21 protein-coding genes are annotated in these 24,464 nt (G+C 71.7%); 8 read left to right on the top strand and 13 right to left on the bottom strand.

Annotation, left to right across the window (positions count from 1 at the left end; all coding sequences use genetic code 11):
* Positions 1–76 precede the first annotated feature (76 nt).
* From EBL84_RS14825 to EBL84_RS14815, 3 genes are read right to left on the bottom strand one after another with little or no spacing between them, the layout of a single operon-like run.
* Positions 77–745: a haloacid dehalogenase type II gene (locus EBL84_RS14825; protein WP_123141522.1), complete on the bottom strand. Its 669-nt coding sequence runs from the start codon at positions 743–745 to the stop codon at positions 77–79.
* A 22-nt stretch (positions 746–767) separates the two neighbouring features.
* Entirely contained in the window at positions 768–1,250 is a 483-nt protein-coding gene (locus tag EBL84_RS14820) for a methylated-DNA--[protein]-cysteine S-methyltransferase (protein ID WP_123141521.1), read from the bottom strand.
* Between the two features lie 45 nt (positions 1,251–1,295).
* On the bottom strand, positions 1,296–2,801 hold the full coding sequence (locus tag EBL84_RS14815; protein ID WP_123141520.1) for a DNA-3-methyladenine glycosylase 2 family protein: 1,506 nt from the start codon (positions 2,799–2,801) through the stop codon (positions 1,296–1,298).
* Positions 2,802–2,943: 142 nt separating this feature from the next.
* On the opposite strand from EBL84_RS14815, the gene EBL84_RS14810 reads away from it, so the two are divergent.
* From EBL84_RS14810 to EBL84_RS14795, 4 genes are all read left to right on the top strand, one after another.
* Entirely contained in the window at positions 2,944–3,903 is a 960-nt protein-coding gene (locus EBL84_RS14810) for a DMT family transporter (RefSeq protein WP_123141519.1), read from the top strand.
* Positions 3,904–3,944: 41 nt separating this feature from the next.
* Positions 3,945–4,430, top strand: coding sequence for a GNAT family N-acetyltransferase (locus EBL84_RS14805; protein WP_123141518.1), 486 nt, complete (start codon positions 3,945–3,947; stop codon positions 4,428–4,430).
* Between the two features lie 129 nt (positions 4,431–4,559).
* A complete protein-coding gene (locus EBL84_RS14800) occupies positions 4,560–5,612 on the top strand; it encodes a cytochrome-c peroxidase (protein ID WP_123141517.1) in 1,053 nt (350 codons plus the stop codon).
* Positions 5,613–5,809: 197 nt separating this feature from the next.
* A complete protein-coding gene (locus tag EBL84_RS14795; RefSeq protein ID WP_123141516.1) occupies positions 5,810–7,042 on the top strand; it encodes an NnrS family protein in 1,233 nt (410 codons plus the stop codon).
* On the opposite strand, the gene EBL84_RS14790 is transcribed toward EBL84_RS14795, so the two are convergent.
* The 3 genes from EBL84_RS14790 to EBL84_RS14780 all read right to left on the bottom strand — a co-directional run bounded on the left by EBL84_RS14790 (position 7,020) and on the right by EBL84_RS14780 (position 10,532).
* Positions 7,020–8,999 carry a methyl-accepting chemotaxis protein gene (locus tag EBL84_RS14790; protein ID WP_123141524.1) on the bottom strand — a complete coding sequence of 660 codons (1,980 nt, stop codon included), beginning with the start codon at positions 8,997–8,999 and terminating at the stop codon, positions 7,020–7,022. The two genes, EBL84_RS14795 and EBL84_RS14790, sit on opposite strands and share 23 nt — an antisense overlap.
* Positions 9,000–9,349: 350 nt before the next feature.
* Positions 9,350–9,997, bottom strand: a complete 648-nt coding sequence (locus EBL84_RS14785) for a heme-binding protein (RefSeq protein WP_123141515.1) — start codon at positions 9,995–9,997, stop codon at positions 9,350–9,352.
* A gap of 34 nt (positions 9,998–10,031) precedes the next feature.
* Positions 10,032–10,532: a DUF2452 domain-containing protein gene (locus tag EBL84_RS14780; RefSeq protein ID WP_123141514.1), complete on the bottom strand. Its 501-nt coding sequence runs from the start codon at positions 10,530–10,532 to the stop codon at positions 10,032–10,034.
* Positions 10,533–10,684: 152 nt separating this feature from the next.
* On the opposite strand from EBL84_RS14780, the gene EBL84_RS14775 reads away from it, so the two are divergent.
* Positions 10,685–11,842, top strand: a complete 1,158-nt coding sequence (locus tag EBL84_RS14775) for a class I SAM-dependent methyltransferase (protein ID WP_123141513.1) — start codon at positions 10,685–10,687, stop codon at positions 11,840–11,842.
* Positions 11,843–11,900: 58 nt separating this feature from the next.
* On the top strand, positions 11,901–12,701 hold the full coding sequence (locus tag EBL84_RS14770; RefSeq protein ID WP_123141512.1) for a sulfite exporter TauE/SafE family protein: 801 nt from the start codon (positions 11,901–11,903) through the stop codon (positions 12,699–12,701).
* A 7-nt stretch (positions 12,702–12,708) separates the two neighbouring features.
* Here the strand turns inward: EBL84_RS14770 and EBL84_RS14765 are convergent, their stop codons facing one another.
* Both EBL84_RS14765 and EBL84_RS14760 read right to left on the bottom strand, forming a co-directional pair.
* Positions 12,709–13,251, bottom strand: a complete 543-nt coding sequence (locus EBL84_RS14765; RefSeq protein ID WP_132229271.1) for a hypothetical protein — start codon at positions 13,249–13,251, stop codon at positions 12,709–12,711.
* A gap of 249 nt (positions 13,252–13,500) precedes the next feature.
* Complete coding sequence (locus tag EBL84_RS14760) at positions 13,501–15,462, bottom strand: transglycosylase SLT domain-containing protein (protein WP_123141510.1); 1,962 nt, start codon at positions 15,460–15,462, stop codon at positions 13,501–13,503.
* 225 nt (positions 15,463–15,687) lie between these two features.
* Between EBL84_RS14760 and amrB the strand changes: the two genes are divergently transcribed.
* Positions 15,688–16,470, top strand: a complete 783-nt coding sequence (gene amrB, locus EBL84_RS14755; RefSeq protein ID WP_123141509.1) for an AmmeMemoRadiSam system protein B — start codon at positions 15,688–15,690, stop codon at positions 16,468–16,470.
* On the top strand, positions 16,457–17,071 hold the full coding sequence (gene amrA, locus EBL84_RS14750) for an AmmeMemoRadiSam system protein A (protein ID WP_369958058.1): 615 nt from the start codon (positions 16,457–16,459) through the stop codon (positions 17,069–17,071). The genes amrB and amrA overlap by 14 nt, the downstream gene beginning before the upstream one ends.
* 6 nt (positions 17,072–17,077) lie before the next feature.
* Here the strand turns inward: amrA and EBL84_RS14745 are convergent, their stop codons facing one another.
* The 5 genes from EBL84_RS14745 to EBL84_RS14725 form a co-directional block, all read right to left on the bottom strand.
* A complete protein-coding gene (locus tag EBL84_RS14745) occupies positions 17,078–17,407 on the bottom strand; it encodes an SMR family transporter (protein ID WP_123141507.1) in 330 nt (109 codons plus the stop codon).
* A 123-nt stretch (positions 17,408–17,530) separates the two neighbouring features.
* Positions 17,531–18,187, bottom strand: a complete 657-nt coding sequence (locus EBL84_RS14740; RefSeq protein WP_148040308.1) for a class I SAM-dependent methyltransferase — start codon at positions 18,185–18,187, stop codon at positions 17,531–17,533.
* 23 nt (positions 18,188–18,210) lie between these two features.
* Positions 18,211–20,979, bottom strand: a complete 2,769-nt coding sequence (locus EBL84_RS14735; protein ID WP_123141505.1) for an AMP-binding protein — start codon at positions 20,977–20,979, stop codon at positions 18,211–18,213.
* Between the two features lie 39 nt (positions 20,980–21,018).
* Positions 21,019–21,288, bottom strand: a complete 270-nt coding sequence (locus EBL84_RS14730) for a hypothetical protein (RefSeq protein WP_223806097.1) — start codon at positions 21,286–21,288, stop codon at positions 21,019–21,021.
* Between the two features lie 10 nt (positions 21,289–21,298).
* On the bottom strand, positions 21,299–24,439 hold the full coding sequence (locus EBL84_RS14725; RefSeq protein WP_123141503.1) for an efflux RND transporter permease subunit: 3,141 nt from the start codon (positions 24,437–24,439) through the stop codon (positions 21,299–21,301).
* Positions 24,440–24,464 lie beyond the last annotated feature (25 nt).

The raw sequence follows: 24,464 nt of genomic DNA, 5'->3' as shown, positions 1-24,464 counted from the left end.
ATTCAAATATTTAAATAAATTCTTTCATGAGCTTTTTGAAGAAAAATACCATTCATAGAAAGCACCCATTGCACTATCACCCAAGTTCTCCCTGCAACTCGACCAGATCCGCCACCACCCGATCAGGCTCGTCGCCCCAGGGGTCGAAGGGCTGCTCGGGGTCGCGCCGGACCCAGGCCGCGCGCATGCCCGTCGCGCGGGCGCCGATGATGTCGAAGGGGTTGCTCGAGACCAGCCAGGCGTGCTCGGGCCGCGCTCCGGTGGTGGCGAGGAAGTGGGCGTAGACGGCCGGATCGGGCTTGAACGCGCGCACCGCCTCGACACTGACCACACCGCTGAACCGGTCCCTGATCCCGGCATGATCGAGCAGCGTCTCGACCGCCTCGGCGGTACCGTTGGAGAAGGCGTAGAGCCGGTGTCCGGCGCGCGCCAGCGCGGCCAGCCCGGGGGCGACGTCGGCGAAGGCCGGCAACCGCCGGTAGCCGTCGATCAGGGCATCGAGCCGCGCCGCGTCGGGGGCGATCCGGTAGACCCGGCAGGTCTGCTCCAGGGCGTCGCGGGTGCAACGCTCGAAGGTGTCGTATCGTCGCATCAGCCCGCGCCGGAAGGCGTATTCGAGCTGGCGGGCACGCCAGTCGCGGGAGAAGGCCGGGGCGGCCTCGCCCACCAGCGGGGTCAGCGCCGGGATCAGCCCGTGGGTGTCGATCAGGGTGCCGTAGACGTCGAAGGCGAGGGTCTGGGTCATGGTCGTCTCCTGCTGGTGTGGTTCAGCGCGCGCCGGCCTCCAGGTCGATCAACGCCTGCTTGATGCGCAAGCCGTGGGCGAAACCGGCGAGTCCGCCGTCGGCGCCGATCACCCGGTGACAGGGGATGATCAACGGGATCGGGTTGCGGCCGATGGCCGCGCCCACCGCGCGGGCCGCGCCCGCCCGTCCGATCGCGCGCGCGATCTCGCCATAGGTGGTCAGCGTGCCGTAGGGGATCTCGCCGAGCCGGGCCCAGACCCGACGCTGGAAGTCCGTGCCGGTGGGGTGGATGGGCACCGTGAACGCCTTTCTATCGCCGTCGAGATAGGCCCTCACCTCGGCCCGGGCGGCGGCGAAGCGCTCGGGGCGATGATGCCAGTCGGGCTCGATGCTAAACGCACGCGCACCGCGCTCGCCGCTGTCGAGGTGCAGCTGTGTCAGCCCGCGCGCGTCGCCGACGAGGACGACGGCGCAGAGCCGGGTGTCGAATCGGGTGTAGTCCATGGTTCGGCTCCAGGGTGAGCGGGTGCGCGCGTGCGCGGCGCCGGGTCAAGGCTCGGCGGTCGCGGCACGCACCGCGTTGGTGTTCCACAGGCAGAGCGCGGCATAGGCCCGGTAGGGCCGCCAGCGCTCGGCGTGACGCAGCGCCTCGGCGCGTGTCATCGGGCGCTCGCGCGTCAGCGCCTTGACGATCCCCAGATCGGTGACCGGAAAGCTGTCGACCAGCCCCAGACCGCGCATCGCCACATAGTCGGCGGTCCACTCGCCGATGCCCTTGACCGACAGGATGTCGCGCTTGAAGGAGTCGGCCGGCTGGTGGGGCGAGAGCGAGAACACCCCCGCCTCCAGCGCCCGACAGAGCGCGTGGACGGCGGCCTGACGCGCCCTGGCGAGCCCGATCGTGGAGAGATCCAACCCCGCCAGCCGGGCGCGATCGGGGAAGAACCAGTCGAGCCCCTCGGGATAGTCCGCCGGGGTCGGCTGCGCGGCGCACGCCGCCAACCGCGCCGCCAGCTCCCCGGCGAAGCGCACCGAGACCTGCTGACCGAGGATCGCCCGCACCGCGAACTCGAACGGATCGAAGGCGACCGACAGCCGGGGCACGGCGCCGTCCTCCAGCCCCGGGCGCAGCAGGTCGTCGGCGGCGAAGCGCGCCTGGATCTCGGCGAAACGGGTCTCGAGATCGAACATCCGCCTGACCCGCGCGGCGATCTCCATCGCGCAGGCGATGTGTGCGGAGTGGATACGCAGCGCCAGCGCCGAGCGCGCCGGGTCGTCGGTGACCACGAAATAGCCCTCGGCGACCTCCGCGCGCCCGAGCAGGGCGACGCGGAAGGTGCGCGCGTACTGTGTCGCGGTGACGACCTCGACGCCGCGGATGGCGCGGCGGCGGAGGAAATCGAGGACGCGACCGAAGTCGAATCCGGGGTCGTAGTCGAGGGCATAGGACAGACAGCCGTCCTCGAGCCCCTGATGGCGTCTCATCTCGCGTAATGCTCCTGGTGTCTGACCGAAGACCTTCCTGAACACCTCGTTGAACTGCCGCACCGAGCCGAACCCCGAGGCGAAGGCGATGTCGGTGATCGGAAAGGTCGAGTCGAGCAGCAGCCCCTTGGCCAGCACCGCCTTCTGCAAGGCCCCGACCTTGACCGGCGGGACGCCGAGAAAACGCACGAACAGGGCACGGAGCTGGCGGGCCGAGAGCAGCAGCTCGGCGGCCAGGTCGTCGACGCCGTGGTGGTGCAGATAGCCGCGCTGGATCAGGTCCAGCGCCATGGCGACGAGCTCTCCGCCCTCGACGTGAGCGTGGCGCGTCCACGAACGCATGTCCGGGCGGCAGCGCAGACAGGGCCGGAAGCCCTGCTCGACGGCCTCGAACAGGGTCGCGAAATAGGCCACGTTCTCCTCCCGCGCCCGCGGCGAGGGACAGGAGGGGCGACAGAAGACGCCGGTGGTCCTGACCCCGAAGTAGAAGCGACCGTCGAAATCGGCATCCCGGCGCAACCGCGCGCTGCGGTAGAGTGCGAGATCATCGGGTGCAATGGTCGAGGTCATGTTCGCTCCGAGCGCGGATGTGCTGGTGCTCGGCGAGAATTCTCCGACCGGGCGGCGACGACGGACAAGCGATTTTCGGAACTCGCTCTCCCCCCCGCGCCCGCGACGGCGCGACACGACAACCACCCGGCAACCCACGGCGATGAATCATCAGACCACCCCCCACGGCGCCTTTCTCATGGTGCTGCTCGCCAACGCCGGCTTCGCCTTCAAGGGCATCTTCGCCAAGCTCGCGCTGGCCAGCGGGATCACCCTCGGCGGGATGCTGATGCTGCGCATCGCGCTGGCCATGCCGCTCTACTGGATCGCCGCGCGCACGCTCTCGCCCGCCGCCGCGCCGCTCACCGGGCGCGATTGGCGCGACGGGCTGCTCATCGGGCTGCTGTTCACCCTGGCGACGGTGGCCGACTTCGTCGCCATCGACCGACTCGGCGCGGGCCCCTCGCGGATGCTGCTGTTCACCTATCCGCTGATGGTGCAACTGCTCGTCGCCTGGCGTGCGCGGCGCTGGCCCACCCGGCGCGAGCTGGCGGTGTTCGTGGTCTGCTACGGCGGACTGGCGCTGCTGTTCGCCCCCCGGGGCCTCGCCGGCGATCTCGGCCCGGCCGGGTGGATCGGCATCGCCTGCGGGCTCGTCTCGGCGGCGAGCTATGCCTGCTTCCTGGTGTGGGTCCAGGACACCGCCCGACGCATCGGCTCGGCGCGTTGCACCGCGCTCACCAACACCAGCACCTTCCTGGTGTTCTGCGGCTATGCGCTGCTCGGCGCCTCGCCCGCGGACTTCGCCATCCCGGCCGAGGGCCTCGGCTGGGTGGCGCTGATGGTGGTGATCGCCACCGTGCTCCCCTTCCTGCTGCTGTTCGAGGGCATCCGCCACACCGGCGCGGCGCGCGCCAGCCTGATCGCGCTGAGCGGCCCGGTGATCACCCTGGTCGCCGCCTGGGCGATCCTCGACGAGCGCCTGCTGCCGCTCCAGGGTCTCGGTCTGGTACTGATCATCGGCGCCATCGGTTACCTCCAGCTCGGCGGCGATGCGCTCGCGCGGCTTGTCCGTCGCCTGCGACCGTCGTCGCGCCCTGACGGCGGGCGAGCGATACGATAGGGACGCACCCGATCAGCCGGACCACACCGAGGACTACAGCCATGAAGGCGCTCGCGACACCCATCAGACAGGCAGCGGCCAGCGACCGCGAGGACCTCGCAAGGCTGCACATCGCATCCATCCAGGGTCTGTGCGCCGGGCACTACGAGGCCGAGGCGCTGCGCGCCTGGACCGCCCTGCTCACCCCGTCCGTCTATGACCGGGCGCTGGCGGAAAAACTGGTGCTGGTCGCCGAGCAGCCCGGACACGGAGCGGTCGGGCTGGCGATCCTCGATCCCGAGGCGGCGGAGATCAGTGCCCTCTACGTCCACCCCGAGGCCGTCGGCAAGGGGGTCGGCACGGCACTGCTCGAGGCGATGGAGCAGCGCGCCGGGGCGGCCGGCATCCTCACCCTGACGACCCGTGCGACGCTGAACGCACGGGGCTTCTACGCCGCGCGCGGCTATCTCGACGTCGGCCCCGGCCACCATCGACTACCGGGCGGCGTGCGACTCCCCTGTGTCGCCATGACCAAGACGCTCGGCTGAAACCGGACCGTGCCCGGGCGGCGAGGCCGGACGCATCTGCTAAGGTTCAGGGGCGTGCCCCTGCATTCCATACCCATTGAACCGGCACGCGCGTCCATCGCCCGCCAATTCAGGAGCAGGAATCCAGCCATGATGAGCCAGATGAAGATGCTTGCCGTTGCACTCACCCTGTCGCTGATCGCGCCGACGCTGGTCGCGGCCGACGATCAGGCGCTGCGCGCCAAGGCGCAGACGGCGAGGTTGCAACCCATCCCCGAGGTCATCGAGGATCCGGTGGACAACCCGGTGACGCCGGAGAAGGTCGCGCTGGGCAAGATGCTGTTCTTCGATCCGCGCCTCTCGGCAAGCGGGCTGATCAGCTGCAACACCTGTCACAACCTGGGGATGGGCGGCGACGACAACCTGCCGACCTCGGTCGGTCACGGCTGGCAGCGCGGGCCGCGCAACGCGCCGACGGTGTTCAACGCCATCTTCAACGTCGCGCAGTTCTGGGACGGACGCGCCGCCGATCTCAAGGCTCAGGCCAAGGGACCGATCCAGGCCGCCGTCGAGATGGCCAACGAACCCGCACAGGTGGTCGCCACGCTGCAGAGCATGCCCGAGTACGTCGAGCACTTCGCCGCCGCCTTCCCGGACGCGCCCGAGCCGGTCACCTTCGACAACACCGCCAAGGCGATCGAGGCGTTCGAGACCACGCTGGTGACGCCCAACGCCCCCTTCGACCGCTTCATGCGCGGCGAGGACGACGCGCTGAGCGCCGAGCAGAAGGAGGGGCTGGCGCTCTTCATCAACCGCGGCTGCACCGCCTGTCACGGCGGCGTCAACCTCGGCGGTCAGGGCTACTTCCCGTTCGGTCTGCTCAAGCGCCCGGGGGCCGACATCCTGCCGCCGACGGACAAGGGACGCTTCGAGGTCACCCGCTCGGCGACCGATGAATACGTCTTCCGCGCCGCGCCGCTGCGCAACATCGCGCTCACCGCGCCCTACTTCCACTCCGGCGCGATCTGGGACCTGAAACAGGCCGTCGCGGTGATGGGCACGGCGCAGCTCGGCAGCGAGATCGGCGAGGGCGAGGCGACCAAGATCGCCGCCTTCCTCGAGGCCCTGACCGGCGAGGTCCCCACGATCACCTATCCGATCCTGCCGGCCGAGACCGAGACCACGCCCAAGCCGCAGCCCTGAGCACCACCCAGCGCCGCGCCCCTCCGCCGCGAGGGGCGCGCGCCGACCCACCCCGCCCGGCGGCGGCCGATTTGACCCGCATCAAGGCCGCCGCCGCACCGTCCTCGCTAGCCTGATCGACGCTGCCTGCGGCCCCGCGCCGCACCCAGCCAACAACCGCCGCCGCGCGGCGGCTCATCCAGCGATCGAGATCCCCCATGCCCACACCCGCCGTCCTTGGACAGGGCTTCCGCCCCTTCTTCCTCGCCGCCACCCTCGCGGCGATCGCCGACATCGTGCTCTGGCTGGCGATGCTCCACGGGTACTGGCCCTGGCCGCACCACCTCGGCGGGGTCGGCTGGCACGCCCACGAGATGCTCTTCGGCTATTTCGCCGCGGTGATGGCCGGCTTCCTGCTCACCGCCGCGCGCAACTGGACCGGGGTCGCCACCCCCACCGGGGCCACGCTCGCCGCGCTGCTCGCGCTCTGGCTCGCCGGACGGGTCGCGCCCTGGCTGGGCGGGCCGCCGCTGCTCGCCGCCGCGCTCGATCTGGCCTTCCTGCCGGCGCTCGCCGTGGCGCTGCGCGACACGCTGTGGCACGGGCCCAACCGCGCCAACCGTGCCTTCATGGCGCTGCTCGCGGCGATGTCCCTGGCCGGGGCGATGGCGCACCTCGGCGCGCTGGGCTGGCTCGCCGGGGGCGAGACGCGCGGTCACCGGCTGATGCTCGATCTGGTGGTGATCCTGCTGGTGCTGATCTCCGCGCGGGTGATGCCCTTCTTCATCGAGCGCGGGCTCGCCGGGGCGCGACCGCGCACCTGGCCCGCGCTCGAGCGCGCGCTCCCGGCGCTCGGCCTCGCCCTGGCGCTGACCGACCTGATCGCGCCGCTCGGCGTGCTCGCCGGTGCCCTGGCCATCGCCCTCGGCGGCGCGCTGCTGGTGCGTCTCGCCGGCTGGCACGACCGACGCCTCTGGCGCACGCCGCTGCTCGCGGTGCTCTATGTCGGGCTGCTGTGGCTGGCGCTGGGGCTGGTGCTCGACGGACTCTCGGCGCTCGGCGCACTCGCCCCGCGCGGCGCGCTGCACGCGCTGACCGTCGGCGCGATCGGGGTGGTGACGCTGGGGATGATGGCGCGGGTCACGCTCGGGCACAGCGGCCGTCCGATGCGCGCCGGGCGGACGACGCGCGTCGCCTTCGCGCTGATCAACCTCGCGGCGCTCGCGCGCGGGCTGGGGCCGGTGGTGGTGCCGGAGGGCTACACCGTGTGGCTGGTCGTCGGCGGCGCGTGCTGGATCGGCGCCTTCGCGCTCTTTCTGTGGGTCTACGCGCCGATGCTGGTCAGACCGCGGGCCGATGGTCTCATCGGCTGTCGCGCCGGCGCGAAGGACGCCCCGAGGCAGCCATCGGCCGGCGCGCGCGCACCCCTCACACCCGGAACTTCTGCATGATCCGCGTCATCGCGCCGTGAGAGGACTCCAGATCGGCGATCAGCGAGCGCAGATCGGCCATGGCGCTGGCGATCTCGCCCGACTCGCCCTTGACCGTCGCGACCTCGGCGGCGATCTCCTCGGCGGCGGCGTGCTGACGCTGCGCGGCCTCGGCGACCAGCTCGATCTGCTCGCGGATGCCCTCGATCTGGGCATGGAGGTTGTCGATGTTGCCGAGCGAGCGCGCGCTGCGCTCCGAGGTGCGCTGGCTGGTGTCGCGGATCTCTTCCATGATCTGGCGCAGCGCCTCGGCCTCGCTCCTGATCGCGGCGAGCACCCCGCCGATCTCACCGGTGGCGGTCTGGCTGCGGATGGCCAGTTGCCGCACCTCGTCGGCGACCACCGCGAAACCGCGCCCGCTCTCGCCGGCGCGCGCGGCCTCGATCGCGGCGTTGAGCGCGAGCAGGTTGGTCTGCTCGGAGATGGCGTTGACGCTGTCGAGGATCCGCGCGATCGACTGGCTCTTGTCGTTGAGGCTCGCCGTCGAACCGAAGGCGCGCTCGTTCATCCCCGCCAGCGCCTCGATCGCCTGCTGGGTGCCCTGGGTCATCTCTCGCGCCTCCCGCGACAGCTCGGTGAACCGCACCGTGCTGTCGAGCGCGCCCTCGGCGGCCTCGGTGATCCGCCCGGAGGTCTCGTTGAGCGACTGAGTCACCCCGGAGATGCCATGCACCGCGCCATCGGCACTGGCCACCTGGGCCACCACCTGGTCGGAGACGCTCTCGACCTTGTGGATGCTCGCGCTGGTGGAACGGTCGCTGACCACCAGCTGCTCGACCACCTCGCGCAGGTTGGCCACCATGCGATCGACCGCGCGCAGGATCAGCCCCAGCTCGTCGCGCGAGTCGTCGGCCAGACGCAGCGACAGATCGCCGGTCGAGGTGATGCGATCGAGCGCCTGTCTGACACGATCGATCTTGCCGGTGAGCTTGCGCGCCACCGCCACCGAGACCAGCGCGACCAGCGCCAGCAGCACCCCAAAGACGACGAAGGAGACCGCCACGGTCAGCTGCGCCCGCGACTGGCGCTGCTCCATGGCAGCGAGGATGCCTGTCCTGACCGCGTCCATCAGCACCTTGACCTCGCCGATATAGCGCGTTGCCGCAGCAAACCAGTCGGCGGGCGACGGGTACTCGCCGGTGAGCGTGCCCGACTCGGCGAGCAGGCGATTCTGCACCCGATCCATCATCCGCGCGGTCTCCGAGTTCACCACGACGTTGAACTGGCGCTGCAACCCAGGGGCGGTCTCCGTGCTGAACTGCCCCACCGCGCGGCGCAGATCGGCGACATAGAAGCGCAGCGCCTGCTGCGCGGCCGGGGTGATCTCGCCGACCGAGAGCACGCCGTTGACCTTGCCGCGGAGCTGACCGAGCTTCTCCTTGACCCAGGCGAGGTGCCAGGACATCAACAGCTGGCGACGGGCCAGGTCGTCACCGACATGACCGATGCACTTGACGAAGAGATCGAGGGCGTTGGCGTTGATATCGGAGTAGAAGCCGAAGGCCTCGGCGCCGCTGCGCGCGTCGACCTGGGTGCGGATACGCGAGCGCCCGGCGGCAAGCTCCACCAGCCGGCGCAGGCCATCGACCAGATCGCCGTAGCCGAGCCGCGCGGGGTCGATCAGCGCCTCGACCCGGGCGAGCGCCGCGTCGGCACGCTCGCGCTGGGCGAGGATCTTCCGGTGCAGCGCGGCGTCGCCCGAGCCGATATAGCCGGCCGAGAGTCCACGCTCGACGGCGAGGTTGTGGGCGACCGCCTCCACCGCATAGGCGACGTCGACAAGATGACGGTTGTGCCGGGCCTGCGCCACCTGATCGAACTGACGCGAGATCACCAGCCCGGAGAGCGACAGCAACGACAACAGCGCGATGGCGAGGATGACGGCGAGCGCGACCTTCAGGCTCAGATGCTTGAACATGGAGCGATTCATCCCTTGACTGATGAGGCAGGCGCGCGCGCCACACCAGTGCCCCCGGAGGCGGAGACGGCGGCCAATTCATCATCGGCGGGAGGGGCCTGGCACGCGACTCGGTGAGACCTATCTGTGTACGGATGCTCGCAGTCACAAGGTCGTGCCGGACGGCGGCGGACAACTGACCTTCGCCCTCCCGATCATTGACAAGGGGGGTGCGACGGCAGAAAGACGGTCTCGCCCCCGCGCCTGGGCGGCGCGGCGGACCACACGGAAAGGACACGAAAAGTCAATCCATCGCGCGTCTGTCCGTGCGGACGGCGCCGCACGGACAGCGCGGGCGAGGTCAGTCGGGCCTAGTCGGTCGCGGCCAGCTCCAGCATGACCTCGTTGCGACGCAGGAAGCCCGGGGTGAGGGGGTCGTTGTAGTAGGCATAGGTCGGCGCGCCGGCGACGGCGAGGCCGCGCGTCTCGAGCCAGGCGCGCAGCCTCGACTCCTGCTCGGCGATCAACGCATCGGTGGCGCGTCCGGAGAAGCGGATCGCGGCCACGCGGCGCGGCGCGATGGTGCGCAGCCGCACCGTCTCGCCCGCCGGTGCCGGCAGGCTGTCGAGGTCGTAGCGCGCCGGCATGATGAAGCGCACCGCCCACTGACCCGCCGCGTCGGTCGGGGTCTGGGTGACCGGAACCGTCATCGCGATCGGCTCGTCGGCGGGCGTCTGGGTCACCGGGGCGGTCATCGACACCGACTCGCCCTCGCGCTCCTTGGCGAAGATATAGCCGGCCAGCGGCCCGAAACCCGCGCTCAGCGCCGCGCGCCGGTCGCCGTCGCGGCGCACCTCGGCGACGATCAGCGCCGGGTAGTCACGGATCTCGATCGTCTCGTCGCGCTCGACCACCCGGTAATCCGGGGTCTCGACGTTCTGCACCACGAACACGAACACCGCCATGGCGACCACGCCGAGCACGGCCATGGCGCCGATCAGGATCAGCACGAACTTCATTGATCAAACCTCCGGGGTCGGAAACAGGGGGGATTCAACGCTCGCCGGACTCGGGACCCAGCCCGCCGATGCGCAACAATTGGCTGACCAGCTCGCCGGTGTCGTCGTCCGCACCGAGCTGCTCGGCCGGGGTCCAGGAATAGTCGGTCTCGAGCCGGTAGGAGCCGACGAACGCGTGCGGCACCGCGCCGCCCCAGTCCTCCGGCGAGAGCATCGAGAAGAAGGTGCGACCATCGGCGCGACGATAGAGGTGATAGGTCTTGCCGGGGATACGCTTGAAGGCGCACTGGGCCTGGTTGAGCGCCTGCTCGACCTGGGCGTCGGCCAGCACCTTGCGCGCCTCCTGCTGGAGCAGCTTGATCTGATCGGCAATGACGCGCAGCTTGGCCCCGGTGCGGGCACCGAGCATCGCCTCGGCCCGCTCGACCTCGGCGGTGAGCTCGCGGGTATCGAAGGCCGGGGCCAGCCGGCTGACCGGATAGGGGGCGCTGCGCTCGTCTCCGGTGTGCAGCACCGGCTTGTGGTCGTCGCTCATGCAATCTCCTGAATCACTGATCTCACCGGCAACAGATGGCGCTGGCGGACGAAGAACTCCAGCCACATCCGAGGCCCGGTGGTGCACATCGAGGGTCGATGCCGGGTATTCTACCCACCAATCCAGCCCCATCGCTTCGAGCCGGCCATACCATGCACGCCCCTGAAGAGACCCGCCACGCCCAACGCATCAGCACCGCACTCAGCGCGCGCATCGACGCGGAGATCGCCGCCAGCGCCGACGCCCTGCTGCCCTTCGACCGCTTCATGGAGCTGGCGCTCTACGCCCCCGGGCTCGGCTACTATGTCGCCGGCGCGCCCAAGTTCGGCCGCGGCGGCGACTTCATCACCGCCCCCGAGTACTCGCCGCTGTTCGGCCAGTGCCTTGCCGCGCAGTGCGCCGAGGCGCTGGCGCGGCTCGGCGGCGGCGACGTGCTGGAGTTCGGCGCCGGCAGCGGCGCGCTCGCCGCCCAGGTCATCACACAACTCGCCGCGCTCGACCGGCTGCCCGAGCGCTATCTCATCCTCGAGCCCAGCCCCGACCTGCAGGCCGCCCAGCGCGAGCGCCTCGCCACCCTGCCCGCGCCGCTGGCCGCGCGCTGCCACTGGCTCGAACGGCTGCCCGAGGGGTTCAACGGGGTGGTCATCGGCAACGAGGTGCTCGACGCCATGCCGGTGCACCGCTTCGCCATCGGCGCCGCGGGCGAGGTGCTCGAGGTCTTCGTCACCGGCGAGGACGGGCAGTTCCGCGAGGTCCAGGCCGCGGCGCGATCGCCGGGGCTGGTCGAGGCGGTCGAGGCGCTGCAGGCGGCGGGGCTGGCCCGCGCCCCCGGCTACGGCTCCGAGATCAACCTCCGGCTCGGTCCCTGGTTCGCCGCGCTCGACGGCGCGCTCGAACACGCCCTGGTGCTGCTCGCCGACTACGGCTATCCGCGTCCGCTCTACTACCACCCCGAGCGCGACATGGGCACGCTGATGTGTCACCACCGCCATCGCGCCCATGACGACCCCTACCGTCACCCCGGGCTGCAGGACATCACCGCCCATGTCGACTTCAGCGCCGTGGCCGAGGCCGCGACGCGCGCCGGCTTCGGGCTGGCCGGGTTCACCACCCAGGCGCATTTTCTCATCGGTTGCGGCATCGACACCCTGCTCGCCGCCGCCCCCGACCCGCTCGATCTCGCCCAGCAGGCCAAGCAATTATTGCTGCCCGACGCCATGGGCGAACGCTTCAAGGTGATCGGGCTGACGCGCGGACTCGACGGTCCGTGGCGCGGCTTCGGCGAGCGCGATCTCGGCGATCGACTCTGACCGGTGCGGCCACGGCGGGCTATGATGGCGGCTTTGTCGCCGTCACAGGACCCGCACCATGCCGCTCGTCGAAGTCATCGCGCTGATCGCCCTCGGTCTCTGCTCCGGCCTGCTCGCCGGGCTCTTCGGGGTCGGCGGCGGGGCGGTGATCGTCCCCGCGCTGATGCTGCTCTTCCCGCTGTTCGACCTCGGCGGCCCCTGGCTCGCGCACCTGGCCGTCGGCACCTCGCTGGCGACCATCATCGGCACCGGGATCGCCTCCACCCTCGCCCACCACGGTCGCGGCGGGGTGCGCTGGGAGCTGGTCGCGCGTCTGGCCCCGGGGATCGTGCTCGGCGCCTGGATCGGCGCGGCGCTCGCCGGGGTGCTGCCCGAGGTCTGGCTGCGGCGGCTGTTCGCCGTCTTCCTCGCGGTGATGGGGCTGCGCATGGTGCTGCGCGCACGCGCCCCGGCGGGCGATCGCCCGCTGCCGGGCTGGCGCGGCATGCTCGGCGCCGGCGGCGGCATCGGCGGGCTCTCGGCGCTGGTCGGGATCGGCGGCGGCACCCTCACCGTGCCCTTTCTCGGCGCCCACGGGGTGGAGATGCGCCAGGCCGTGGGCACCTCGGCCGCCTGCGGACTGCCGATCGCCATCGCCGGGATGATCGGCTTCGTGGTGGTGGGCTGGGGACGCGAGGGCCTGCCGGTCGGCAGCACCGGCTTCGTCTACTGGCCGGCGGTGCTCGCCATCCTGCTGGCGAGCATCCCCAGCGCCCCGCTCGGTGCGCGGCTCGCCCACACGCTGCCGGTGGCGCTGCTCAAGCGGCTGTTCGGCGCGCTGCTGCTGTTGATCGCCACCCGGCTCGCGCTCGGCGGCTGAGTCCCGCTCAGCGCTCGGCGCCGAGCACCAGACGACGGTAGAGAAAGATCTGGCCGCTGGCGTCGCGCAGCGCCAGCCGGCCACGGTCGAGCGCGAACTCGAAGCGATGATCGAACTGGGCGCGCGGGTTGGTCAGCTCCAGCCAGCGCTCGGCGATGCGCAGCTCGCCGTCGATATAGCCGCCGTGGGCCGAGTAGAGCCGGTAACGATCGCCCTGCACGATCAACAGACTGCCGTCGCTGCCCTCCCACTCGCCATCGAGCGAGGTCACCCCGGCCGCCTCCCCGAGCGAGCGCGCAAACCGCTCCATGCCTCCGGCGCCGGGCATCCCCAAGGTATCGAAGGCCGAGGGCCAGCCCGGCACCCCGGCCTGCCCCGACCAGCCGCCGCGCTGCGGCGCGAACAACCCCATCGCCTCCATCATCTGCGCCATGGCATCGGCCATCGCCTCGCGCGAGATCCCCCCCGAGGCCAGCGCCAGCGGCGCGACGGCCAACGACGCGCACAGCGCGCAGACCCACGAGGAACGACGGAGGGACAGCATGGACATGGACAGGGAACGACAACGGTGACCACGGAAGGCGCGCTAGTGTAGCAGACGGGACCGGCGCGGCGGGCTCTCCAGCGACCAGCCGCCAGCCACCAGCCGCCAGCCGCCAGTGGGGAGGGTTGGCGCACTGACGACGGCAGAGGCCGATGTCTTGCGGCGACGGTGGGGGAAGAGCGCCCGCTGGAAGCTGGTAGCTGACGGCTGACGGCTGACGGCTGACGGCTGGTCGCTGGTCGCTGACGCCCCGCCTCATTCCTCCGCTGGCGCGACCCGGGGCGCCAGCCAGTCGCGGACCCGGGGGTGGGCGCTGTCGAGTCGGGCGGCGTAGATGGCGCGGTAGGTGAGCACCCGCTCGACATAGCCGCGGGTCTCGACGAAGGGGATGGTGGCGATCCAGCGGTCGGTGGCGAGCGCGCGCGTCGGGCGCCACCGCGCGACCCGCGCGGGGCCGGCGTTGTAAGCGGCGGTGGCCAGGGCGACATGCTCGAAACGCCCCTGCATCCGCGCCAGATAGGCGCTGCCGAGACCGATGTTGCGCCCCGGGTCGAGCAGCGCCCAGCGCGACTCGAGCGGCGTGCCGAGCGCCTCGGCCATGTCGCGCGCGGTGCTCGGCAACAGCTGCATCAGCCCGACGGCGCCGGCGTGCGAGGCGAGCGTGCGCGCGAACACGCTCTCCTGGCGGATCACCGCGAACACCCACGCCGGGGCGAGCCCCTGGGCGCGCGCGGCGGCCTCGACCTCGGCGCGATGGGCGAGCGGGAAGCGCAGCGCCAGATCGTCCCAGTAATCGGTGCGCGCCAGGGTGCGGATCGCCTGATCGTGCCAGCCGAAGACATCGGCGACATAGGCCGCGGCGAGCAGGTCGGCGCGGTCGAGGTCGCGGGTCAGCGCGCGCCACTCGCGGCGCATCTCGGTGTCGCGCCCGAGGGCGTCGAGTTCGCGCATCCGCCGCACCGGCGCCAGCGCGGTGAGGCGGGCGATGCGCGCGGGCTCGGCCGGGGTCACCCGGTGGTGCATGCGATAGGGCAGGTCGAGTCGGTCGGCGGCCATGAAACCCCACAGGCTGCGCGCGCGGGCGGCGCGCGCGAACAGCGCCCGCGCCGCCTCCGGGTGCCCCAGCTCGGCCTCGGCGCGGGCCTGCCAGTAGAGCCAACGATCGGTCTTGACCTCGCCCTCGGGCATGCGCTCGACCCAGCGCGCCACCCAGTCCCACTCGCCCCGCGCGAGCGCCGCGCGCAGCCGTCGCGCCTGCGCATCGAGCGTCTCGGGCAGGGCGCGCAGCCCGTCCCACAGGGCGAACCCGCCGGCGGCATCGCCGCGCTCCACCAGCGCCTCGCCGAGCGCGGCGCGGACCCGGTCGGCGGCCTCGGCGTCGAGGTCGAGCGCCGCGCGCCACCGCGCGAAGGCAGTACGCGCGCGCTCGGCATCGCGCGCGGCAAGCCGTGTCAGCACATCGGCGAGGATCACCGCGCGCAGCGGCTGCGGGGGCAGCGCGGCGCCGGTGTCAGGCAGCCGCTCGGGGGCGGCGCGCAGCGCCAGCCAGCGTTCGAGCCAGGGGCGCTCGCGCGCCGGCAGATCGGCGCCGAGATGACGCGCGAGTCCGTCCTGGCCGGCCTCGAGCGCAAGCCGGATGCGCGCCCACACCCGCTCCGGGGTCAGTCCCCCGGCGTCGCGCCAGGCGTCGAACACCGGGTCGCAGGCATCCGGCTGAGAACGCCCGCTGCGCCACAGCGGCTCGACCTCGGCGAGTGCGCGCGCGCTCGCGCCGGTCTCGATCAGCGCGCGCAGATAGAGACAGCGCCGCTCGACATCCTCCTCGGGCCGATAGAGCCTGCGGTAATCGGCCCAGCGCCCGGCTGCGGCGAGGCGTTCGAGATAGGCGCGGCGCAACCGCCAGGCGAGCTGGCTCTCGGGCTCGACGGCGAGGAAACGCTCGATGGCCGCGTCCGGCGTGTTGTCGAGGTCGGCGGTGAGCTCGGCGAAGCGCAGATAGGGATGGAGCGGATAGTCGCGCAACGCCCGTTCGAGCCGGGCGAAGGTCTCGCCATCGCCCTGCTCGAGCGCGCGCTCGGCGGCGAGGAAATCGGCGCGTGCCTGGAGCGTGTCGAGACCACGCGCCTGCGCCGCGCCCACCGCCAGCATCAGCACCAGCAAGGGCGCGCGCCAGAGACGACGAGGCCAGCGACGGGCAAACGGCGCCACCACGCTCACCCGCGCATCCGGGAGGGCGCGACGGCGCGGGCGTTGCCCTCTCGCCGACAACGACGATAATGGAACAGGGGATGCGGTCGCGCATCACGATCGATTCGCACGGTAACGGACTCCCGCGCCAGCGCATCAGTCAACGGGCATGGTCCCGGGCGACGGCGCCCGGAGTCGCTAGCATAACCAAGCCCGACCAGCAGCGTCGATGGGTCCCGATCGGGAGAAACCGACATGCCACAGACTCGACCACCCGCCGTTGCCGGGCGCTTCTACCCGGCCAGCCCCGAGGCGCTCGGCGCCGAGATCGACGGCTATCTCGCCGTCGCCGCCACCGGCCCGACGCCCAAGGCGATCGTCGTCCCCCACGCCGGCTATCGCTACAGCGGCGCGATCGCCGGACACGCCTATGCGGCGCTCGGCGAGGCGCGCGCGCGCATCCGCCGGGTGGTGCTGCTCGGCCCGGCGCACCGGGTGGCGGTGCGCGGCATCGCCACCAGCGCGGCGACGGCCTTCGCCACCCCGCTCGGCGAGGTCGTGCTCGATCAGGTCGCCATCGCCCAGGCGCTGGCCTTCGACTGGGTGCACACCCTCGAGGCCGCGCATGCCGAGGAGCACAGCCTGGAGGTCCAGCTGCCCTTCCTGCAGCGCGCGCTCGATGACTTCTCGCTGGTCCCGCTGGTCGTCGGCGAGACCCCGACGGCCGAACTCGTCGCCCTGCTCGAGGCGCTGTGGGGCGGCGCGGAGACGCTGATCGTGGTCAGCTCCGATCTCAGCCACTACCAGCTGCGCGCCGAGGCCCAGGCACTCGATCGCGCCACCTCGACGGCGATCGAGCGGCTCGACGCCGCGGCCATCACCCCGGATCACGCCTGCGGCTGCTATCCGCTGCGCGGCCTGCTGGCGCTCGCCCGACGCCACGGGCTGGCCGCGCACACCCTGGCGCTCGGCGACTCGGGCGCGGTCTCGGGGACCCCGCAACAGGTCGTCGGCTATGGCGCCTATGCCTTCCACTGAACGCGCGCTCGACGCCGCGGCCCGCACCCTGCTGCTGCGCGTGGCGCTGCAGGCCATCGACCACGGGCTCGCGGGCGGCGCGCGGCTCGACCCCGACCCCGCGCGCTACCCGCCGCCGCTGCGCGCCGAGGGCGCCTGCTTCGTCACCCTCGAGCACGCCGGTGCGCTGCGCGGCTGTGTCGGCAGCCTCGAACCGCGGCGGGCGCTGGTGCGTGATGTCGCCGCCAACGCCCACGCCGCCGCCTTCGCCGACCCGCGCTTCGCGCCGCTGGACGGCGCCGAGCTGGACGGGCTGCACCTGGAGATCTCGGTGCTCTCCCCGCCGGTCGCGATCGACTGCACCGACGAGGCCGGGTGCCGCGCCGCGCTGCGCCCCGGTGTCGACGGCGTGGTGCTGCGCGCGGGACGGCGCCGCGCGACCTTCCTGCCCGCGGTCTGGGCGCAACTGCCCGAGCCCGCCGCCTTCCTCGCCGCGCTGCGTCTCAAGGCCGGGCTCGGCGCCGATGACTGGCCGCCCGAGCTGCGTCTGGAGCGCTACACCACCGAGCACTTCGGTGCCACCGTCGCAGCACTGCGCGAGACCCCGGCCCCACCGTCCTAGCCCGTCTCAGTGTCCGGCGGTGCGCGAGAACAGGTTGATCACCAGTACCCCGGCGAGGATCAGCCCCATGCCGAGGATCGCCGGCCAGTCCGGGACCTGACCGAACACCAGGGCGCCGATCACCGCGATCAGCACGATCCCCATCCCCGCCCAGATCGCATAGGCGACACCGATGGGGATGGTACGCAGCACCAGCGCCAGACAGTAGAAGGCGGCGGCATAGCCGATCACCACCACCAGACTCGGCACCAGCCGGGTGAAGCCGTCGGAGAACTTCAGCGCCGAGGTCGCGATCACCTCGGCGATGATCGCCAGCCCGAGATACACATAACCCATACGTAGACTCAAGAATCACAGTGCCGCGCCGGCCTCGCCGTGCGGCGGCCCGGTCGAGCAATCGGTTCAATGGATCGGGGTCCGGTCGAGGACCCCGGAGAGCATGCCCGTGCGAGCGCGCGCTCAGCCCGGCAGCAGCGTCTGCAGCCGCATGCGGTCTTCGAGCAGGATCGGGCGCGCGGCGCCATCGGGGCCGAGCAGCGCATCGATGCGCGCCACCGCCGTCGGGTCCTCGGGCAGCGCATAATGATCGAACACCGAGCCGATCAGCTCGCTGCGATCCTCGAAGCGCCAGCAGCCACTGAACCCGGCGTCGTAGGCGAGGCGCAACGGACAGCGCGCCACCGCGCGCTGCGCCGCGGCGACCTCGGCACCCTCGTCGACGAGTTGGGCGAACACCCGTTCGAGCCGCCCGCTCTCGTCGGGCTCGATCACCAGCACCCGCCCGCCCGGGGCCAGCACCCGCGACGCCTCGGCGAGCGCCCGCGCGGGATCGCGATGATGGTGCAGCGACAGGGTGAAGACCACCAGATCGAAGCTCGCCGGGGCGAACGGCAGGCGCTCGCCGCTCGCCGCCACCAGCGCCTGAGCGGGCAGGCGCGCGCGCGCCGCATGCAGCGCCGACTGTACCGGATCGAGCGCCACCAGCGTACCGGCACGCGCGGCCAGGCGCGCGCTGACCCGGCCACTGCCGCAACCGATCTCCAGTACCCGCGCAGTCGCGAGATCGGCCTGCTGTTCGATCTGCTCGAGCATCCGTCGGTCGGTATCTCTCTGCATCACCCCTCCACGCTCGAAGTCGTTCAACCGCCCGCCACCCGCGTCTCGATCCACTGTCGCGCCTGCTCGCGCAACGCCACCGCGGCGCCCCAACCGGCGCCCTCGGGGACCAGCGGCGGCCCAATATACACCCTCACCCGCCCGCGTCGCGGTGAGAAAAGGCGGGCGCCGGCGAGCAGCTCGCGGGTGCCGTCGAGCGCCACCGGCACCAGCGGCGCCGCCGTCTCGGCGGCCAGCGCGAAGGCACCCATGCGGAAGGGCAACAGCCCGGGGCGGACGCGGAAGGTCGCCTCGGGAAAGAGCGCCAGCGGACACCCGGCGGCGAGCCGCGCGTGCAGCGCAGCGAGCGCCGCGCCGCCGGCGCGGACATCGAAGCGATCGACCAGCACGCAGTCGAGCCGCTGCAGGAAGTAGGCGGCGAGCCGGTTGCGTCCCAGCTCGCGTTTGGCGACGAAGCACAGCGGCCGGCCGATCGCCTCGGCCAGCACCAGGGCATCGACATAGCTCTGGTGGTTGGCCACCAGCACCCAGGGCGCGCCCGGCGGGGGCAGCCGCTCGCGCCCCGCGACCTCCAGGCGCACGCCGACGAGCCGGCGCAGCAACCCGGCGGCACGCCGCGCCACCGCCCAGCGCAGCCCCCGCCCCGGCAGCAGCGCCACCGCCAGCCAGCACGGCGGCGCGATCAACGCCAGCATCAGCCAGACATGGACGGCGTAGAGCCGCTGCGGCAGCGTGCCGAGGTCGGCCAGCATGCGCACCCGCAGCCCGGCGAGGGTGACCCGCGCGAGCTGCCACCAGGGCGAGGCCGGCGTCGTCTGGATGCGCCCGGCGAGATAGCGCGCGCGGGTGTCGCCGCGCCGCAGCTTGCCGCTGGAGGTCTTGAGCACCGCGCGCGGCGGCGCGAGCACGATCTCGTCCGGCGGCGCGCCGAGCACCTCGCCGGCGCGCGCGAGGATGCGCTGGCGCAGCAGCGCGCGCCGCCCGGGGTCACGCTCCTTGGTCTCGGCGACCACCACCAGGCGCTCGCTGCCCTGCCCCGAATCGCGCGCGGCGAAGGCCACCACGCAGCCCTGGCGCACCCCGCGCAGGGCGCCGATGGCCTGCTCCAGCTCGTAGGGGTAGAGGTTGCGCCCGCCGCGGATGATCAGATCCTTGACCCGGCCGGTGAGATGGATCTCGCCGTCGGCGAGATAGCCGCGATCGCCGGTCTCGTGCCAGCCGTCATGGATCAGCGCGGCGCTCGCCTCGGGGTTGCGGTAATAGCCCCGGGTCGCCGAGGGCCCCTGGAACTGCACCAGCCCCTCGTGACGCTCGGGCAGCGGCGCGCGCCGGGCGTCGACCACTCGCAGCCGATAGCCCGGCAGCGGTCGGCCGCAGCCGACCACGCGCTGCGCGCCGGGGTCGTCACAGTCGACACGCAGCGCATAGCAGCTCTCGGCGAGGCGCTCGCGGTCGATGCAGTCGATCCTCGGCCCCCGGGTCGGCGGCGGGAAGCACAGCCCCACCGCCGCCTCGGCCAGGCCGTAGACCGGGGCGAGCGTCTCGGCGCGCAGCCCGCAGCGGGCGAAGCGCGCGGCGAAGCGCTCCAGGGTCTCGGCGCTCACCGGCTCGGCGCCGTTGAAGGCGCGGCGCCAGCTGCCGAGGTCGAGCCCGGCGAGCTGCTGCTCGCCGATGCGACTGAGACAGAGCTCGTAGGCGAAGTTGGGCGCCGCCGAGAGGGTGGCGCGATGATCGGCGATCGCCTGCAGCCAGCGCCGGGGGCGGGCGAGGAAGGCCAGCGGCGAGAGCGAGACCAGGGGGATGGCGAAATAGAGGCTGCCGAGCCAGGCGCCGATCAGCCCCATGTCGTGATAGAGCGGCAGCCAGCTGACGAAGCGGTCCTCGGGGGTGATCGCCACCGCCTCACCCATGGCGCGGATGTTGGCGAGCAGCTCGGCGTGGCTGAGCATCACCCCCTTGGGCGCGCCGGTGCTGCCCGAGGTGTATTGCAGGAAGGCGAGGTCGTCGGCCGTCGCCGCCGGCGCCTCGATCACACTCGGCTCGCGATCGAGTCCGTCGAGGGTGAGCACCGCGCCGAGCGCCGGCAGCTGCAGCCGCAGCACCGCCGCGACCCGCGCCGCCGCGCCCTCGGTGAGCATCGCTACGCAGCCGGCGTTGGCGAGGATGCGGGCATGCCGGCGCAGATGATCCTCGATGAGCTGGGGACGCGCCGGCGGGTAGATCGGCACCGGCACGGCACCGGCGCGCAGCACGCCGAAGAAGCTGAAGAAGTAATCCGGCCCGCTCGGCAGCATCAGCGCCACCGTCTCACCAGGACGCACCCCGGCGCCGCGCAGCCGGTTGGCCACCCGTGCCGCGCCCTCGGCAAGCTCGCGATAGCGGATCGGGTGGACGCGGTCCTCGGCGTCGTACCAGTGGATGTGCACCCGCTCGCCCTGACGCGCGCAGTGCCAGTCGAGCACCTCGAGCAGGGTTTCGGCCTCCGCCGGGGTGCCGGCGTGGGCGTCGGGGTCGGTCACCAGGCGCAGGGTCGGCCCCGGCCCCACCGCGCCGCGCGCACGCGCCAGCGCCTGCAGTTCGGCGACGGTGGCGGCGAGCAGCGCGCGCTCGGGCAGCTCGATCCCGAGTCCCTGCTCGATGCGGGCGTTGAGCTCGGCGCGGCTGAGGCTGTCGAGCCCGAGGTCGGTCTCGAGCCGGGTGTCGGGCCCGATGGTCTCGGGGGCGATGGCCAGGCGCGAATCGCGGGCGAAGGCGCGCACCAGCGCCAGCAGCGGGTCGGCGGGGTCGGACATGAGGCTTTTCGCTCCTGGCGCCGCGCGCGGCGCCCGGCATCAGTCGTGGATGGGCTCGGCGGGCGCCGCCAGCAGTCCCTCGCGCACCAGCACCGCGTGCACCCGGCGGGCGCTGCGCGCGAGCGCCGAGAGCTCGGCAAGCCCCGGGCGGGCACCGGCGGCCAGGCGCCACTCCCAGTCGTCGAGCTGTTGCTCGATGAACTCCAGCAGCTTGGGCGCGCAGCCACCGGCGCAGGCGCCGTGACAGACCCGGGCTGCGGGGTCGTCGAGCGGCAGCTCGCGGCGGATGCGCGCGATCAGCGCGCGCATCGCCGTGGGGCTATCGGGTGGCATCGGCGCGGCGGCGCCAACCGGCGCCCTTGAGCCACTCGCGCAGGGACTGCATGACGAAATAGGTCACCGGGATCAGCAGGATACCGACCACGGTGGCGGCGAGCATGCCGCCGAACACCGCCGTGCCCAGCGCCACCCGCGAGCCCGCCCCGGCCCCCGAGGCGAACACCAGCGGGAGGATGCCGAGGAGGAAGGAGAGCGCGGTCATCATCACCGCGCGAAAGCGCAGCCGCGCGGCCTTGACCGCGGCATCGTAGATCGACAGCCCCTCGACCTCGCGCTGCTCCTTGGCGAACTCGACGATGAGGATGGCGTTCTTCGCCGCCAGCCCGATCAGCATCACCAGCCCGATCTGGGTGTAGAGGTTGACGTCGAGCCCGGCGGCGCCGACCGTGGCGAGGGCGCCGAACACCGCCACCGGTACCGCCAGCAGCACCGCCAGCGGGATCGACCAGCTCTCGTACTGGGCGACGAGGAAGAGATAGACGAACAGCAGCGCCAGACCGAAGATCAGCGGCGCCTGCCCGGCGGCCTCGATCTCCTGGTAGGACATGCTCGTCCACTCGTAGCCGAAACCGCTCGGCAGGGTCTCGTCGGCGGTGCGCTCCATCGCCGCGATCGCCTGCCCCGAGCTGTAGCCGGGGGCGGCCGCGCCGGAGATATCGGCCGAGCGGAAGAGGTTGTAGCGGGCCATGATCTGCGGCCCGGTGATGGTCTCGACCTCGGCCAGGGTGGCCACCGGCACCATCTCGCCGTCGCTGCTGCGCACGAACAGACGGAGGATGTCGCTCGGGGTGTCGCGGAACTCCCCTTCGGCCTGGGCCATCACCCGCCAGGTGCGGCCGAACTTGTTGAAGTCGTTGATGTAGACCGAGCCGAGCTGGGCCTGGAGGGTGGCGAACAGCTCGTTGAGCGGCACCTGCAGGGTCTCGACCTTGTCGCGATTGACCTGGAGGAAGAGCATCGGCACGTCGGCGCGGAAGGTACTGAAGGCGCTGCCGATCTCGGGCTGGCTGTTGGCTTCGACGATGAAGCCGCGCATCGCCGCGGCGAACGTCTGCAGGTCGCCGCCGCTGTAGTCCTGGAGCACGAAGGAGAAGCCGCCGGAGTTGCCAAGGCCGGGGATCGCTGGCGGCACGAAGGGGATGACGTTGGCATCGATGGTGCGCGCGGCCACGCCCTGGGCGGCGGCGACGATCGCCGGCAGGCGCAGCCCGGGCTCCTGGCGCTCGGCCCAGGGCGCGAGCACCGGGATCACCAGCGCGCTGTTGGAACCGAAGGCGCCGTTGAGCATCGAGTAGCCGGACACCGAGATGACATTGGTCACCCCGGGGATCTCCAGCAGTTGCTGCTCGACACGCCCGAGCACGGTCTCGGTACGGGTGAGCGAGGCGGCGTCGGGGAGCTGCACCTCGATGAAGAAGTAGCCCTGATCCTCTTCGGGCAGGAAGCCGCTGGGCAGGTGGGTGAACAGCCAGCCGGTGGCGGCGATCAGCCCGACATAGAGCAACGAGATCAGCGCGGCGCGGCGCACCGTCATCTTCACCGCGGCGGTATAGCCCGCGGTGAGCCGGCCGAACAGCCGCTCGAACCAGTTGAGCCAGCGCAGCGGCTTGCGCCCCGGGCGCAGCAGCACCGAGCACAGCGCCGGGCTCAGGGTCAGGGCGTTGATCGAGGAGATCGATACCGCCACCGCGATGGTCACCGCGAACTGCTGGTAGAGCTGGCCGGTGATCCCGGGCATGAAGCCGACCGGCACGAACACCGCGAGCAGCACCAGGGTGGTGGCGATCACCGCGCCGCCGACCTGATCCATCGCCTTGGCCGTCGCCGCCTTCTGGTCGAGCCCCTCCTCGGCCATCAGCCGCTGCACGTTCTCGACCACGATGATGGCATCATCGACGACGATGCCGATGGCCAGGATCAGCGCGAACAGCACGATGGTGTTGAGGGTGAAGCCGAGCACCGCGAGCACCGCGAAGGTGCCGATCAGCGACACCGGGATGGCGATGCCGGGGATCAGCGTGGTGCGCCAGTCGCCGAGGAACAGGAACACCACCAGCACCACCAGGCCGACGGCCTGATAGAGCGTCACCTTGACCTCGTCGATCGAAGCCGAGATGAAGTTGGTGGTGTCGTAGAGGATGGCCTGCTCCATGCCCTCGGGGAAGCGCTCGGCGAGTTCGGCAAGCTGCGCGCGCACCGCCGCGGCGGTGGCCAGGGCGTTGGCGTCCGGGGTCTGGTAGACGGCGAGCACCACCGAGGGGCGCCCGTCGAGCCGCCCCGAGGCCGAATAGGCCTGGGCGCCGAGTTCGACCCGGGCGACGTCGCCGACGCGGATCGCCGAGCCGTCGGGGTTCATGCGGATGATGATGTCGGCGAACTCCTCGGGCTCGGTCAGCCGCCCCTTGGTGGTCACCGTGTACTGGAACTGCTGATCGACCGGCGCCGGCGGCGCGCCGATCTGACCGGCCGGCACCTGCACGTTCTGCGTCGCCACCGCGTTCTGGAGATCGGCGACGCTCACCCCCAGCGCGGTCATGCGATCGGGCTTGAGCCAGAAGCGCATGCCGTAATCCATCACCCCGAGGATCTCGGCCTTGCCGACCCCGTTGACGCGCCCGAGCGCATCCTTGATGTTGATGGTGGCGTAGTTGTTGAGATAGAGCGCGTCGAGGCTCTCGTCGGGCGAGTAGAGGTTGACGATCAGCAGCATGTTGGTCGACTGCTTCTCGGTCTTCACCCCCTGGCGGCGCACCTCCTCGGGCAGCTTGGGCTCGGCCTGGGCGACGCGGTTCTGCACCTTGACCTGGGCCATGTCGGCGTCGGTGCCGATCTCGAAGGTGACGGTGAGGCTGTAGCGCCCGTCGTTGTCGGACTTCGAGGACATGTAGATCATGCCCTCGATGCCGTTGACCTCCTGCTCGATGGGGGCGGCAACCGTCTCCTCGACGACCTCGGCGCTGGCCCCGGCGTACTGGGTGCTGACGCTCACCGTCGGCGGGGTGATCTCGGGGAACTGCGCCACCGGCAGCCCGAGCAGCGCCAGCACCCCGGCCAGTGAGATCACGATGGAGATGACGAAGGCGAACTTCGGCCGGTTGATGAAGAACTTGGACAGCGTCATCGCAATGCTCCGGTCGGTTCGCCCA

Origin of the sequence: Marichromatium sp. AB31, from assembly GCF_003718685.1 — a bacterium.
Taxonomy (GTDB): Bacteria; Pseudomonadota; Gammaproteobacteria; order Chromatiales; family Chromatiaceae; genus Marichromatium; species Marichromatium gracile.
The sequence above is the reverse complement of the archived record's forward strand: the minus strand, read 5'-3'. Positions and strand labels throughout refer to the sequence as shown.